The following is a 13,681-nucleotide window of genomic DNA, read 5'->3' as shown; positions in this document are numbered from 1 at the left end:
TCGTTCGATCCTGCCGATTGCCGATGGCAGAGGCTCTAGAAGACGCCCTCGTACTTCTTGGCCGAAGGGGGCGGTTGCGGGGCGCTGATCGCCGCAGGAGCGCTGGCGACCGCCCTCGCCGCTGGGCTCGCCCTCGGCTTCGCGGAGGCCGGCGCAGCTGCGCTGGCCGGCCTCCCGGCGGGCGGTGAGGCCACGGACCTCGGCAGCGTCGTCGTGGCGGATGGAGCCGAAGCCGCGGAGGCCGTTGTCACCGGCGCTGCGCCGGACGGCGGGTCGAGGGGCGGCGTGGCCACAGAGGGAGCCGGCAGCGGAGCGGCCTCCCGGGTCTCTTGAGAAGCCGGCAGCGGGGCGGCCTCTCGGGCCTCTCGAGACGCCGCCGGCGCGCGAGGGGTCGCCCCCTCGGCGCCCGCTCCGGCAGAGCCCCATGCGAGCCACACACCTCCGCCCGCGAGCGCCATCGCACTCAGCACCGCGCTCAGGAGGATCCCAACCTTGTGGGCCTTCATTGGCGGCGATGGCGCGGTGACGTTCCCCCAGGAGGAGCCTGTCGCAGCAGCAGCAGCGGCGGGCGGCGCGCTCGTGGGCAGCGCGAGCGCGGGTTGCGACACATGGCCAGACGGCAGCGCTCCGCTGTGCGCCGCGAACCCCGGCAGCGAGGCGGCGCTCTGCCGAACCGCGCCCGCGGCAGGGCCGGGCGCCGTCGGCACGGCTTCCAGAGCCGCCATGAGATCCTCGATGCGTTGAAAGCGATGCTCCGGCCGCTTCTGGAGGCAGCGCGCCACGACGGCATCGAGCTCTGGCGGCACGCCCGGGCGGAGCTGGCTCGGCGGGGGCGCCTGATCCTGGAGCACCCGCCCGACGATCTCGGTCAGCGTGTCCGCGGGGAACGGCACCCGGCCCGTCACGAGCTCGTAGAGGACCACGCCCATCGCCCAGATATCGCTCCGCGCGTCCACCTGCTTGGCGTGCATCATCTGCTCTGGGGACATGTAGAGCGGTGAGCCGAGCATCGATCCCGTCTTCGTGAGATCCATCCCATCGGGCGTGACCAGCCTCGAGATGCCAAAATCGAGGACCTTCACGCGCGGCGATCCGTTGGGACGGCGGGTGAGAAACAGGTTGGCTGGCTTCAGGTCGCGGTGCACGATCCCGAGCACGTGCGCCTCGGCGATCGCGTCCGACGCCTGGAGCACGTAGGTCACAGCGTCGCGCACGGGCAGCGGGCCGTGCGCCTGCACAACCTGCTTCAGATCCATGCCGTCGAGAAACTCCATGACCATGTACGGCGCGCCGTTCTCGAGGCTGCCCACGTCATGGACCTTCGCGACGTGCTCGCCCTTGAGGCGAGCCGACGCCCGCGCCTCGCGCAGGAAGCGATCGAGCGCCACCTGGGTCCCCATCGCCTCGGGCAGGAGGAGCTTGATCGCGAAGAGCTCGCCGAGATCGAGGTGGCGGGCCGCAAGGACGATCCCCATGCCTCCTCGCCCGAGGACGCGCTCCACGCGGTACTTGCCAAGCAGGATCGTTCCCGGATGAATGATCGCGTCCATGCCGTGTCGCTCCAGCGACCGCCAGGTCGCGCGGTTCGCAGGCAAGAACATCCGTGACAGCGCGGACGATCATACAGACGCGACCTGGAAGAATCCAGGCGGCATTCCGTTCGATTTTTGTCCGCTACAGCGGTAACGGCGAGCAGACGCCTTCCAGGACGACTCGCCGTCGGTGATCGTGAGAGGGCCGCGCAGGATTGAAGGAAACATCATGAACGTTCAGGCTTGGTTCAAGGGCAGTCGCATTGCATCCGTCGTCTGGCTCTCGCTCGCCATGGCCCCGCTCGCCGCGGGCTGTCAGGTGGAGGTGGCCGACGATGCGCCCGAATCGATCGACTCCGAGTCGAGTGAGGTGAGGGAAGGCGGCGGGCCGCAGGGCGGCGTCTGCGGCGGCATCGCGGGGATCGCGTGCGAGCGCGGCTTCTTCTGTGACTACGACATCAAGGCGCAGTGCGGCGCGGGCGATCAGACGGGCGTCTGCGCGCCCATCCCGCAGGCGTGCACCCAGCAGTACGATCCCGTTTGCGGCTGCGACGGCAAGACGTACAGCAATGCATGCTTCGCGAACGCGGCGGGCGTGTCGGTCGCGTCGCGCGGCAAGTGCGGCGCGCCCTCGTGAGCGCGCGCCGCGGGGGGGCCTGATGTGCCGCGTCCCCCCGCGGCGTCGAGTCGATAGCTCTCGCCGTCCTCCCGTATCGATGTCGACCTACCTTGCTCTCCTCGGGGAGCGGAGGGGCCTGCGCGTTCGTCGCGGGAGGGCGCGCGGCGCGCCTGCGCCGCCCTCCTTCCACGCCACGTGGAGATCTACGCTGCATCATGAAGGGAAAAAACTTCTGTGATTGATGTGGAAAATTCCACCATACCCCAGCCCTGCGCCTCGGGCCGATCTGGCCGATGACGGCATGCCGCACGCTTCTGGCGCGAGGTTTCGTCACGCGATCGACGCAGAATTGACATAAGATCGCCCCGAAACGCGAGCTGAGGAGCGATCGATGATCTTGAGAATTCTTCGTTGCCTGTTGCCTTTCGCCACGTTGGCGGCCGCGCCTCTCGTGGGCTGCGGTTCGTCCGACGACCCCGGCGCGACCGGGACGGGCGGCGGCGCGAGCAGCAGCACCGGAGGGCAGGGCGCGGGCGGCGCAGGCGGCGGCGGCGGCGCGGCGGGCGGCGCCCCCACGGAGCCGCCGGATTACGCCGCCGCGTTCCCGCAGGACCGGGTTGCCCGCATCGACATCACCATCACGCCCGGGCAGTGGCAGCAGATGGTCGACGACATGACGGACATGGCTGGCGAGTTCGGCTCGCAGGCCGGTCCATTCATGCCACCTCCGGAGTGGGTCGCGGCCTGCGATGGTCTCGTGGCCGGCGACGCCTGCACGATCTCGCTCTTCGGATCCGACACCGCGGGGACGTGCGCGGCGCTCGCCGGCGGCCTGACCTGCCAGCCGAACCCGCAGGACCCCGACGAATTCACGCCGCCGCAGGACTGGATCGACGCCTGCGAGGGGCTCGCGGCGGACGCCGGCTGCTCGATCGACATCTTCGGGACCGAGACCGAGGGGACGTGCACCGACGTCGAGGGCGAGCTGGCCTGCATGCCGGCCGGCCCCGGAGGGGGCGGCGATCCGGGGCTCGTCAGCAGCGTCGAGCTGCTCCCGCGCACGCCGGTCTACGTCGAGTGCGACGTCGCCACCGAGGATCGGCAGTGGAAGCACGTCGGCATCCGCTTCAAGGGCAACTCGAGCCTGCTCCTGCCCTGGAACGCGGGTAACTGGAAGCTGCCGCTGCGCCTCAACTTCGACCGATTCGAGGACGCGTATCCCGAGATCAAGAATCAGCGCTTCTACGGCTTCGACTCGATGTCGTTCGCGAGCGGGTACCTGGATCCCTCGCTCCTGCGCGAGAAGATCGGCACCGACATCTTCGCCAAGGCGGGGATCCCTGCGCCCGCGACCGCGTTCTACCGGGTCTTCATCGATCACGGGGAAGGGCCCGTCTATTTCGGGCTGTACACCGGCATCGAGCTCCCGTCGGACGAGTCGTTCCTCGACACCCATTTCGGCGGCCACAAGGGCAACCTCTACAAGCCCGATGGTACGGGCGCGCGGTGGGAGACGTGGGACCCCGACACCATCGTCAAGGAGAACAACGAGGACGACACCGATCTCTCGGACGCGCGGGCGCTGTTCGACGCGCTGCACGCCGATCGCACCGACGCCGCCGCCTGGCGCGCGGGGCTCGAGGCGCGCCTCGACGTCGACGGCTTCCTGCACTGGTTCGCGCTGAACGCGGTGGTCGAGGACTGGGACGTGTACGGCCGCCTGCCGCACAACTACTATCTCTACGCAGACCCGAACAAGGGCGGGCAGTTCATGTGGATCCCCTGGGATCACACCTTCGCGTTCTCGGACGCCGACGCGGGCGTGACCATCGGGCTGACGGCGCTGCCCCTCTCGATGGCCGACGTGACCGAGCAATGGCCGCTCGTCCGGTTCTTGCTCGACGATCCGGTCTATCTGGAGGTCTACCGCGGCTACGTGGCGCAGGCCGCCGCCAAGGAGTACGAGGCGGCCGCTTCCGAGGCGTGGTTCAAGGCGGCGCACGACCTGATCGCGCCGTACGTCGTCGGGCCGGAGGGCGAGATCGAGGGGCACACGCACCTCACGACGCCCGAGGACTTTGACAACGGACTTGGCACGCTGATCGCCCACGCCAAGGGACGGACAGCGGAGGTCGCTCTCTACCTCGAGCAGTGAGGGTCGAGTCGTCTCTGCACAGGACGAAAAAGTCCTGCGCCACAGTGGGTCAACCCTGTCCCTGCGATCGCCTTCGGCGCCGCGGATTTCTCGGGGATCGACGGGCAGCGGAGCCTTTCCATCTCCGCCGTGGTCCACAAGGCGTTCGTCTCCGTGAACGAGGCGGGCACGGAGGCCGCGGCGGCGACCGCGGTGACCCTCGACGAGAGCGGGCCGCCTGAGCCCGCGGCCATCCGCTTCGATCGCCCGTTCTTCTTCTTCATCCGGGACAACGCGACGAGCGCGATCCTGTTCGTGGGCCGCGTGGCCGACCCGTCGGCGTAGCGCCGCGAGGCCGCGCGTCCGGCGCGCGGGCGCGGCTCACCCGGCGGTCGCCTCGCGCAGCCGGGCGCCCGCCTCCGCGCCGCGCCCCGTGGCTGATCCCCTCCACGGGCTGCAAGGCCCGCAAAATCAATGAGCGAGCACGGCGTACGGCAAGCTGACGAGGAGCGACAGCCCGTTCACGCTCCCCAGGAGGCCGTGGAGCTTGCCCCGGTCGCCCGCGCCCAGGTAGACACGCCTCGGCCGACGCCGATTCCGGCGTCGAGGCGTCATCTCGAAGGGCTGCGCGGCTTTCGCCGACGCGCCGGCCGCCGCCGCGAGGCCGCCCCGAGGCGCTTTTGGATCGCCGCCTGCGTCTCGCGAGGCAGCGTCGCGATGTACTCCGCGGACAATGCCCGGAGCACCGTGTCCGGCAGGGCGAGCACCGCCTGCGCCTCGCTGAGCCCGGCGAGGCGCTGCTCGGGAGCGAGCCCGGCGAGGCGCTGCTCGGGGGCGAGCCCGGCGAGGCGCTGCTCGGGGGCGAGCCCGGCGAGGCGCTGCTCGGGGGCGAGCCCGGCGAGGCGCTGCTCGGGGGCAAGCCCGGCGAGTAGCTGCTCGGGGGCAAGCCCGGCGAGCCGCTGCTTGGGCGGCACCCGCGCGACGAGGCGCGTGAGCACCTTCTCGAAGCTCTCGACCACCCGTTTTTCGTCCTTCATGTGCCGCTTCCTCTGCCCCGGGAGCGGACGTCGAAGCTGCTCGACATGCTCCAGGAGCGTCCAGAACACCGTGATTTCCGCCGGGGAGAGCGCCGGGATCCCGCCGGGGTCGGCGACCATCCCAGGCGTCACAGTGTACAGCAGATGGTCGCCCTCGCGAGCGTTCGCCGGCACCGTCTCCACCACCCGCAGCGGAAAGACGCAGAGCCGACCCTCGTGTGTGCCCGGTCCCGTGGACGTGAGCGCGCAGCCGAGCGATCTCAGCGCCTCGACGAAGCGCGGGGTCAGGCGGGGCGCGAGCACGCGGAGGGCGACGGAGGAGGGGTCCTCAATCTCTGCAACGACGAGGTACTGCAGCGCGTAAGCGAGGAGCATGCGGGCGTCGTCGCGTTCGAGCTCGTCGGTCGGCCCCTTGAAATGCACGAGGGTGTGCTCGGCCAGCTCGCCCACGACGCTGGTGAGAAGGCTCGGCCTGGGCGGGGCGCCGCGCCGCCGGCGCCGGAGGATGACGAGGTCGACGCGGAGCGGCTCGCGCGCGAGCTGAAACTCCGAGATGCACTGATACCAGCCCGCGGGCAGCACGTGCTCGAGGAGCGCGACGAGCACCGGGTGCCACGCCGTGTAGACGCGGGCGCGACGGCGTCCCTGCGGGGAGCGCGTCCCGATCTTCGTCGTCGTGCGCGCGGCCTTCGGCATGAGGAGCAGCGCTACCACGACCGCCGCTGACAGGCGAGCTCGTGGCGTGAAGCGGTGACGCTGGCGGCGCAGCGCGGTGCCCGCCATTCATGGCCGCTCACACGATTACGTGACGCCCGGAGTCGTCGTTCCGGTGAAGGCATCCCAGGCGCGGATGTAAGCGCGCGCATCGGGTCCCAGATGAGAGACGACGCGCGCGACGGCGGCAGGGGCATCGACGCTGCGGGCGCAGATTGCCTCCAAGAGCCCCGTCGCGACCGCATCTGCCGCTGGGCCACTTCCTGACAGCGAGCGCTCCACGAGCCGCGAGACCTCATCAAGCGTGGTGTCATCGAGGTCGGACTCAAGCTGGACGAGCGCACGCCCGATGTGGCCGAAGACGACCGTCGCGGGCGCCGAATCGGGCTCCCAGTCGGCGACGACCTCAGACACCGCTTCCCGCAACTTCGGGTGGCAGGCGACAAAGTCCTGGTACGGGTTGAGCGAGTCTGCCATCGACGTCCTCCTGCTCGGAGAGGGCTCTCCTCCACGTTCAGGCGGTACGGCGCCGGGATCGCCTGGCTTTAGCTCTCTGGACCTGCAAAGCGAACACCTGCCTATTCGCGAGCGCCTCTCGGTCGCCGCGAAGGCGCTATTCCGTTGGCCAGGGGCGGCTCCTGCGACCAAACCGGGCCATCATTTCCCTGGCGCGCGGAGATGAGCTCAGCCGGTTCGCCACCGCCGGATGATCAGCCTTTCCTGCGTGCTCGAGCGCAATCACGGCCTCGGCTGCCGTGTCCATGTCTCGATCGAGCGCTTCATCAAGCACGGATAGCGTCTCGTCGTCCTTCCAGCCGATGCATCGGAGGGCCTGGATCGCTTCTGCCGAGCAAATTCCGGTTGAATCGCGAGCGGCGTCGCGCAGGAGAGGCTCTAGACTGATGGCTTGCGCTCCCATGAATCGGGCGGAGATCAGAGCGCATCGGTAGACCTCCCCGTAGCTCCGGTACGAATGCCCGAAAGGATTGACCGCCGAGCCATCCAATACCGATCGTATGGCAGCCAGCGCCGGTGCGCCCATCTCTGCCATTCGGTGCGTCGCAAAGACTCGAGCAGCAGGATCGGAAAACAGCGTGATGAGTTCTTCCGGAGTCTTGGTGCTGAGATCCGGCTTCTCCATGATCCATTCGTCCTCGCCAGGCAACGCGCGCTGGATGGCCCAGTCTATTCCATCGGGCCCGGTTCCGCATAGCACACGAAGCCCGCCCCCGCAGAAGCCGCTCGTTCGATCTCTGCCAGAGCTCCCCAGGGGGCCCCGCCCAGCACGGTCGCCGCCGGGCCGTCGAGGGCGCCGCCCGCCCGCCGCGACCACGCCCCGTGAGCTGTCCCGCCGGCTTGCAACTCGCGGTGGGGGATCGCCGCCGGCTTGCCGCTCGCCGGGGAAGGTGACCGCATCCGCACCACAAGGCGCACGCGTGGCTCGAGGGGGACTTCTCGATCCCATGCTCGTTGAGATGATGGGGCGGAATTCGCCGCGAGAACGCTCGGCGAGGCGGTCGCCCACAGAGCGGGATGGTTCGGCGGGCGGGCAACTGCGCCGGGAGGGCCAGGCGGGTGTGTGTACCTCCTGATGCTCCCGCTCCGCGCGCTTCGAGGGTAGGATGGCGGAATGACGCGTGTGATCGTCGCCGGCGCTGTGGTGTGGACCGACGTGGACGCGATCTTCCACGTCGACCACCCGGACGACCTGCAAGTCCTGGTTCACTCAAGTCGAGGAGGGCCCTCGATCTGGGCGACCTGCTCGGCGCCGGCCAGCCGGAGGAGCTCGTGAGCTTCGGGCTCATCCCGGAGCTCATCGGGCGGTCGCCGGTGGCGGTGACGCTGCACGAGCTCAGCGAGGAGCCGCTCATCGACATCCCGTCTACGCGAAAGAAGCGGAGCTCGCGTAGCGCGCGGTGGCGGCGCGCCGGCGCGGGATCACCGCGCGCCGCCGGACGCGAGCCGCCGGCCCTGCTCGGCGGCGCGCGCCGGCGGCTCCGCCGTGTGCTGGCGCTCTGCTTTGGGCATGATCGCCATGCCCACGATATCGAGCGCGAGCTTGATCCCTGCGGCCAGCTCTCCGACCGCGTGCATTCCGGACATGTCCGCGTCGATCTCGACCAGGGTCTTCGCCAGGCTGGCGCGGACCCCTGTGAGCACCACGCTGGCCCCGAGCAGCCGCACGGCGGCCGTGGTCTTCACCAGGTGTCGAGCGATCTGCGCGTCCACCGTGGAGATGCCGGCGATGTCGAGGAGGAGCACCTGCGCTCGCTCCTCGCTCACGCGCTGGAGCACGGCCTCGATGATCTGCTGCGCGCGCTGATCGTCGATGGCGCCGACCAGGGGCAGGAGCAGCACGGCGTCGTGGACGCGGATGATCGGCGTGGACATCGCGCGGATCGACGCTTCATGGCGCCTCAACACGTCGAACGTCGTGGAGAAGTACGCGTCGAGCGCCAGGGAGACGTCGAAATAGACCAGCTTCTGGACGCTCTTGAACGCGCGCACCACCTCTGCAGGATCTCCGATGTCCTCGGAGAACGCCTCGAGCAGGAGGTGCATGTACCGGCGATACGCGCCGAGGTACCACGTGGGCTCGACGCCGATGCGCGCGTGCGCCGCGCCGACGTGCAGCCGGTGCTCGACATAGGCCCGGTCCAGCTTGCCGGTGAAGAGCCCCAGGAAATACTCGCGTTGCAGCTGCTTCACGCGGCGCAGGGAGTCGCCGTCGCGGAAGAGCTGGCGCGTCGGCCCGAAGGCGAGCAACAGCTCGTAAAACGCGTCGACGATCCTCTCGGTGCGCTTCTCGGCGTGCGGCCGCAGCGCCGCGACGCACGCGAGATCCTCGTCGGTGATCTGGAAAAACGCGCGACGATCCTCGATTTCGCGATCGAGCGGTCGCGACGATATTCTGTCTTGGGCCATGATGGGTCTTTGAGAGGAGAAAGGGCGATAGCACGCTTCGGGCCAAAGTAGATACGTCCCGGTCGTATTCCCTCTCGACGAGTGCTGGGCGGCTCGTTCTGCCCTCATCACGTGCAAGATTTGCGACGCCGCGCAAGGCGTGCGTGGTTCGCAGACGCGATCGGCGTCGGCCGCGACTGCGCGCCTACAGCGTCAGCTCCGCCCTCGCGGTCGAGTCCCCGATCTCGCGCGTCAGCCGGAAGCCGAGCTTCTGCGCCACGCGCTGCATCTCCACGTTGTCGGCCAGGATGTCGGCGCTGATGCGGGAGAGCCCCTCGTCGCGGCCGATCTGGACGAGGAGGCCGAGCAGCCGTGAACCGAGCCCCTGCCTCTGGTGCTCGTCGCTGATCAGCAGGGCGAACTCCGCGTCGCGCGTGCCTGGCAGCTTGCTCAGCCGGCCGACGCCGATGATCTGCCGCTGCGCGCCGGCCGCGGGCGGCTTCTCGACGACGAGCGCCATCTCGCGGTCGTAGTCCGCGAAGCAGACGCGCGTCAGCCGCTCGTGCGCGGTGCGCAGGTCGAGCTGCATCGGGTAGAAATAGCGGAGCCGCACGGTCCGCTCGGACAGCTTCTGGTGGAACTCGACCATCTGCGGCTCGTCCTCGGGGCGGATGGGCCGGATCGTGAACGCCTGTCCGTCCTTGCTCTTGAGCTCCGTCACGTACTGCGTGGGATACTCGCGGATCGCCGACCTGGGGAGCGAGGACTCCGGCGTGTCCGGCGCGTGCAGGACGACGCGGGCGTCGAGGGCGATGGCCCCCTCCGCGCTCACGGAGAGCGGGTTGATGTCGATCTCGCTTATCCATCGCTGCTCGATCACGAGCTGCGAGAACCTCACGAGCAGGTGCTCGAGCGCCGTGAGGTCCACGGGCTTGCGGCCGCGCACGCCCTTCAGCGCGCGGTAGATCCTCGTCTGCTCCATCATGCGCCGCGCCAGCGTCGCGTTGAGCGGCGGCAGGCCGAGCGAGCGGTCCTTGAAGATCTCGACGAGCTGCCCGCCGGCCCCGAACAGGAGCACCGGGCCGAACTGCGGATCGATCGAGCTGCCGAGGATGATCTCGTACGCGTCCTTCAGCGAGATCATCGGCTGGACCGTCACGCCCTGGAAGTGCTGCGCGCCGGCCCGCCGGGAGACGCTCTCCTGGATCTCCTCGAACGCCCTGCGCACGGCGTCGTCGTCGCGCAGATCGAGCTTCACGCCGCCCACGTCGGTCTTGTGGGTGATCGTCGCGCTGTACAGCTTGAGTACGGCCGGATACCCCATCTCCCTGGCCGTGGCCACGGCCTCGTCCGCGCTCCTCGCGACGGCCGTCGGCACCGTCGGGATGCCGTACGCCGCCATGAGCTGCTTCGACTCCACCTCATCCAGGAGCGTCCGCCCCGACGCGCGGACGCCGGCGATGAGCTCCCTGGCCCTCTCGCGATCGACGTTCAGCGCCCGCTCGTCCGTGCTCGGGGTCTCGTAGAGCCCCCGGAGGGCGTACGCGTAGCGGAACATGGAGCAGAACGCGCGAGCGGCGGTGTCGGGGTACTCGAACGTCGGGACCCCGGCGCGGTTCAAGATGGCTTTGCCCGCCTCCACCTCCGCGCCGCCCATCCAGCTGGCGAGGACCGGCTTGCCCTCGACGTGCGCGTGCTTGCGCAGCGCCTCGGCGGTCTGGGTCGGCTCGGTCATGTCCTGCGGCGTGAGGATGACCAGCACGCCGTCGTTGTTCGGGTCCTTCGCGCAGATCTCCAGGGCCTTCGCGTAGCGATCGGCGCCGGCGTCGCCGAGCACGTCGACCGGGTTGCTGCGGCTCCACGCGGCGGGGAGGAAGCCGCTCAGCTCGCCAAGGATCTCCGGCGAGAGCGGCGCCAGCTCGCCGCCGTTCGCGACGAGCGCGTCCGCCGCCAGCACGCCCGGGCCGCCGGCGTTGGTGACGATGCACAGCCGGTTGCCGCGGGGCCGGGGCTGCTTGGCCAGCGTCTCGGCCATGGAGAACAGGTCCGCGATGTCGTTCACGCGCAGCACGCCCACGCGCCGGAACGCCGCGTCGAGCACCTCGTCCGAGCCGGTGAGCGAGCCGGTGTGCGAGGCGGCCGCCTTCGCCGCCGCCTCGCTGCGGCCCGGCTTGATCACGATGATCGGCTTGGTGAGCGCCACCTCGCGGGCGGCCGACAGGAACGCTCGCGCGTCGCGCGGGTCGCCGATCGACTCCATGTAGATGAGGATGCTGCTCGTCTTGGGGTCGTTGCCGAGGTGGTCGATCAGGTCGCCCCAGCCGACGTCGAGCATCGAGCCGACGCTGACGAACGCGCTGAAGCCGACCTGCTCCTGGAGGCTCCAGTCGAGCACCGCCGTGCAGAGCGCGCCGGACTGGCTGATGAACGCGACCTTGCCCGGCCGCGCCTGCCCCTTCGCGAACGTCGCGTTGAGCCCGCCGATCGGGTTCATGACGCCCAGGCAGTTCGGGCCGATGATGCGCATCCTCCCGCGGGCGCGCTCCATGATCTGCTGCTCGAGCTGGACGCCCGGGGGGCCCATCTCCTTGAATCCCGCCGAGATGATGATCGCGCCGGGGACGCCGGCGTCCACGCACTCGCCGATGAGGCCCGGCACGCTCGCGGCCGGCGTGACGAGGACCGCGAGATCCACCTTCGCCGGCACGGCCGCGATGCTCGGATAGGCCTTGATGCCGAGGACGCTCTGCCGCTTCGGGTTCACCGGATAGACGGTGCCGCCGAACGGGTTGCTGATCAGGTTCCAGAGGAGCGTGCGGCCGACGGCGCCGCTGTTCTCGGTCGCGCCGACGACCGCGACGTTCCGCGGCCTGAAGATGGGGTCGAGGCTCTGAGGCTCCTGACGAAGGACATCGTGGGCGCGGTCGGTCATGGGTACGGAGTCAGCCATGAAGCTCCTCGAGGGGTGATGGGGCGGACGCACCAGGCGTCATTGCGCGGGAACGACGATGGCCGTCGTGCCACACGGCCGGCCCTGGTGCATGGGGAGTCTCTGCGAACAGAGCAGGGGGCACGTTCCGTGCCCTGTGCGCAGTTTGCCAGGCCGCGCAGCGCCTTGATACCCTGCGCGGCGCCATGATCCGCTCTCGACTTTTTCTCTTCGGGCTCCTCGGTCTGTGTTCGATCGCCTGCGAGGGCGCCGAGACGGCGGACGCCACAAGCGCCGAGGCGTCCAGCGGCGCCTCGACCGCCGGCGCCTCGACCAGCGGCGCCTCGACCAGCGGCGGAGCGACCGGCGGCGGGTCGACCAGCAGCGCGGCGTCGGGCGGCGGCGGGTCGACCAGCAGCGCCGCATCGGGCGGCGCGGGAGAGGGCGGCGCCGGCGCGGCCGGCGGCGGCGAGGGCACGGGCGCGAGCCAGGGCGACGGCGGCGCGGATCCGGTCGACCTCCCTGCCGGCGTGAGCGCCCTGTTCCCCGCGCCGGGCGCCCGGGGGCTGTGCCCGGATCCGCCGCTCCGCATCACGTTCCCCGGCGCGCCGACGCTGGGCCGCGCGGGCGCCGTTCGCGTGTTCAACGCCGCCCGGCCGGGCGCGGCGGTCGCGACGGTCGACATGGCCTCGATGACCGTGACCGCCACGATCGGCGGCCGGACGTTCAACGTACCTCGCCCGGTGTACGTGGACGGCAACGATGCCGTCGTGTCCTTGCCGTCGCGCGCGCTCGACTACGGCCAGTCCTATTACGTCACGGTCGACCCCGGCGCCGTCGTCCCCCCGGGCGGCGGCTCGTTCGCGATCGCGGACGCGACGGCGTGGCGCTTCGACACGGCGGGCGCGGGCCCATCGAGCGTCGCGTCGCTCGAGGTGGCGCTCGACGGCTCCGGCGACTTCTGCTCGGTGCAAGGAGCGCTCGACGCGGTCCCGGCGAACAACAGGGACAGCGTGCTCATCACCGTTCAGCGCGGGACCCACCACGGCGTCGTCTACTTCGAGAACAAGCACAAGATCACGCTGCGCGGGGCCGATCGCAAAGGCACGGTCCTCTCGGGCACGAACAACAACAACCTGAACCCGAGCACCAGGGGGCGCGCGCTCGTCGGCGCCGACAAGGTGAGCGACCTGATCATCGAGAACCTCACCATCCACAACCTGACGCCGCAGGGCGGCTCCCAGGCGGAGGCGCTGCGGCTCCAGGACTGCGACAGGTGCGTCGTGCGCGACGCCGACATCCTGAGCCTCCAGGACACGCTGCTCTGGTCCGGGCGCCTCTACGCGGACAACTGCATGATCGCCGGCAACGTCGACTTCGTGTGGGGCACGGGCGCGGCGTATTTCAACCGGTGCGAGATCAAGACGGTCGGTCGATCCGGCTACAACGTCCAGGCGCGCAACGGCGACGCTGGCTACGGCTATGTCTTCGTCGACTCGCGCATCACGAGCGACGCCGGCATCACGGGGAACACGCTGGCGAGGATCGACGTGAGCCAGTATCCGGCGAGCCACGTCGCGTACGTCAACTGCACGCTCGGCAGCCACATCTCGCGGGCGGGGTGGACGATCACGGGCGGGTCTCCTCCGCGCACCCTCCGCTTCTGGGAGTACCAGAGCCGGGACGCGGATGGACGCCTCATCGACACCAGCGGGCGTATCGCCGGATCGACGCAGATCTCCGCGGCGCAAGCGGCGATGATGCGCGATCCGGCCATCGTGCTCGGCGGCTGGGCCCCTCCGCGCTGAGGCG

Annotated in this window: 12 protein-coding genes; 5 read left to right on the top strand and 7 right to left on the bottom strand. The window is 70.0% G+C overall.

Translation table 11 applies throughout. From position 1 onward, the window contains the following. Positions 1-35: 35 nt before the first annotated feature. Entirely contained in the window at positions 36-1,550 is a 1,515-nt protein-coding gene (locus WMF27_RS20460; protein WP_437944426.1) for a serine/threonine-protein kinase, read from the bottom strand. A 211-nt stretch (positions 1,551-1,761) separates the two neighbouring features. On the opposite strand from WMF27_RS20460, the gene WMF27_RS20455 reads away from it, so the two are divergent. The 3 genes from WMF27_RS20455 to WMF27_RS20445 all read left to right on the top strand — a co-directional run bounded on the left by WMF27_RS20455 (position 1,762) and on the right by WMF27_RS20445 (position 4,630). Continuing rightward, on the top strand, positions 1,762-2,169 hold the full coding sequence (locus tag WMF27_RS20455) for a Kazal-type serine protease inhibitor family protein (RefSeq protein ID WP_437944424.1): 408 nt from the start codon (positions 1,762-1,764) through the stop codon (positions 2,167-2,169). Positions 2,170-2,542: 373 nt separating this feature from the next. Then, complete coding sequence (locus tag WMF27_RS20450) at positions 2,543-4,306, top strand: CotH kinase family protein (protein WP_437944423.1); 1,764 nt, start codon at positions 2,543-2,545, stop codon at positions 4,304-4,306. Positions 4,307-4,372: 66 nt separating this feature from the next. Beyond that, positions 4,373-4,630, top strand: coding sequence for a serpin family protein (locus WMF27_RS20445; protein ID WP_437769828.1), 258 nt, complete (start codon positions 4,373-4,375; stop codon positions 4,628-4,630). Between the two features lie 126 nt (positions 4,631-4,756). Here WMF27_RS20445 and WMF27_RS20440 read toward each other — a convergent pair whose 3' ends face one another. The 4 genes from WMF27_RS20440 to WMF27_RS20425 all read right to left on the bottom strand — a co-directional run bounded on the left by WMF27_RS20440 (position 4,757) and on the right by WMF27_RS20425 (position 7,177). After that, the gene (locus WMF27_RS20440; protein ID WP_437767212.1) at positions 4,757-4,900 is read right to left on the bottom strand and encodes a hypothetical protein; all 144 of its coding nucleotides are present in this window, start codon (positions 4,898-4,900) and stop codon (positions 4,757-4,759) included. Further along, a complete protein-coding gene (locus WMF27_RS20435; RefSeq protein ID WP_437944421.1) occupies positions 4,897-6,018 on the bottom strand; it encodes a hypothetical protein in 1,122 nt (373 codons plus the stop codon). Before WMF27_RS20435 ends, WMF27_RS20440 begins: the two co-directional genes overlap by 4 nt. A gap of 105 nt (positions 6,019-6,123) precedes the next feature. Next, positions 6,124-6,513 (bottom strand): hypothetical protein, encoded by a 390-nt coding sequence (locus WMF27_RS20430; RefSeq protein ID WP_437944419.1) that lies wholly within the window; start codon positions 6,511-6,513, stop codon positions 6,124-6,126. A gap of 136 nt (positions 6,514-6,649) precedes the next feature. Next, entirely contained in the window at positions 6,650-7,177 is a 528-nt protein-coding gene (locus WMF27_RS20425; protein WP_437767215.1) for a hypothetical protein, read from the bottom strand. Positions 7,178-7,666: 489 nt separating this feature from the next. On the opposite strand from WMF27_RS20425, the gene WMF27_RS20420 reads away from it, so the two are divergent. After that, entirely contained in the window at positions 7,667-7,828 is a 162-nt protein-coding gene (locus WMF27_RS20420; RefSeq protein WP_437767216.1) for a hypothetical protein, read from the top strand. Between the two features lie 146 nt (positions 7,829-7,974). Here WMF27_RS20420 and WMF27_RS20415 read toward each other — a convergent pair whose 3' ends face one another. Next, positions 7,975-8,961 (bottom strand): protoglobin domain-containing protein, encoded by a 987-nt coding sequence (locus WMF27_RS20415; protein WP_437767217.1) that lies wholly within the window; start codon positions 8,959-8,961, stop codon positions 7,975-7,977. A gap of 184 nt (positions 8,962-9,145) precedes the next feature. Next, positions 9,146-11,890 carry a bifunctional acetate--CoA ligase family protein/GNAT family N-acetyltransferase gene (locus WMF27_RS20410; RefSeq protein ID WP_437944416.1) on the bottom strand — a complete coding sequence of 915 codons (2,745 nt, stop codon included), beginning with the start codon at positions 11,888-11,890 and terminating at the stop codon, positions 9,146-9,148. A gap of 185 nt (positions 11,891-12,075) precedes the next feature. Between WMF27_RS20410 and WMF27_RS20405 the strand changes: the two genes are divergently transcribed. Beyond that, a complete protein-coding gene (locus WMF27_RS20405) occupies positions 12,076-13,677 on the top strand; it encodes a pectinesterase family protein (protein ID WP_437944414.1) in 1,602 nt (533 codons plus the stop codon). Positions 13,678-13,681: the final 4 nt, after the last annotated feature.

It is taken from the genome of Sorangium sp. So ce281 (assembly GCF_051527395.1).
Classification (GTDB): Bacteria; Myxococcota_A; Polyangia; order Polyangiales; family Polyangiaceae; genus Sorangium; species Sorangium cellulosum_B.
Note: the sequence above shows the minus strand (reverse complement) of the source record. Positions and strands in the feature narration are given on the sequence as shown.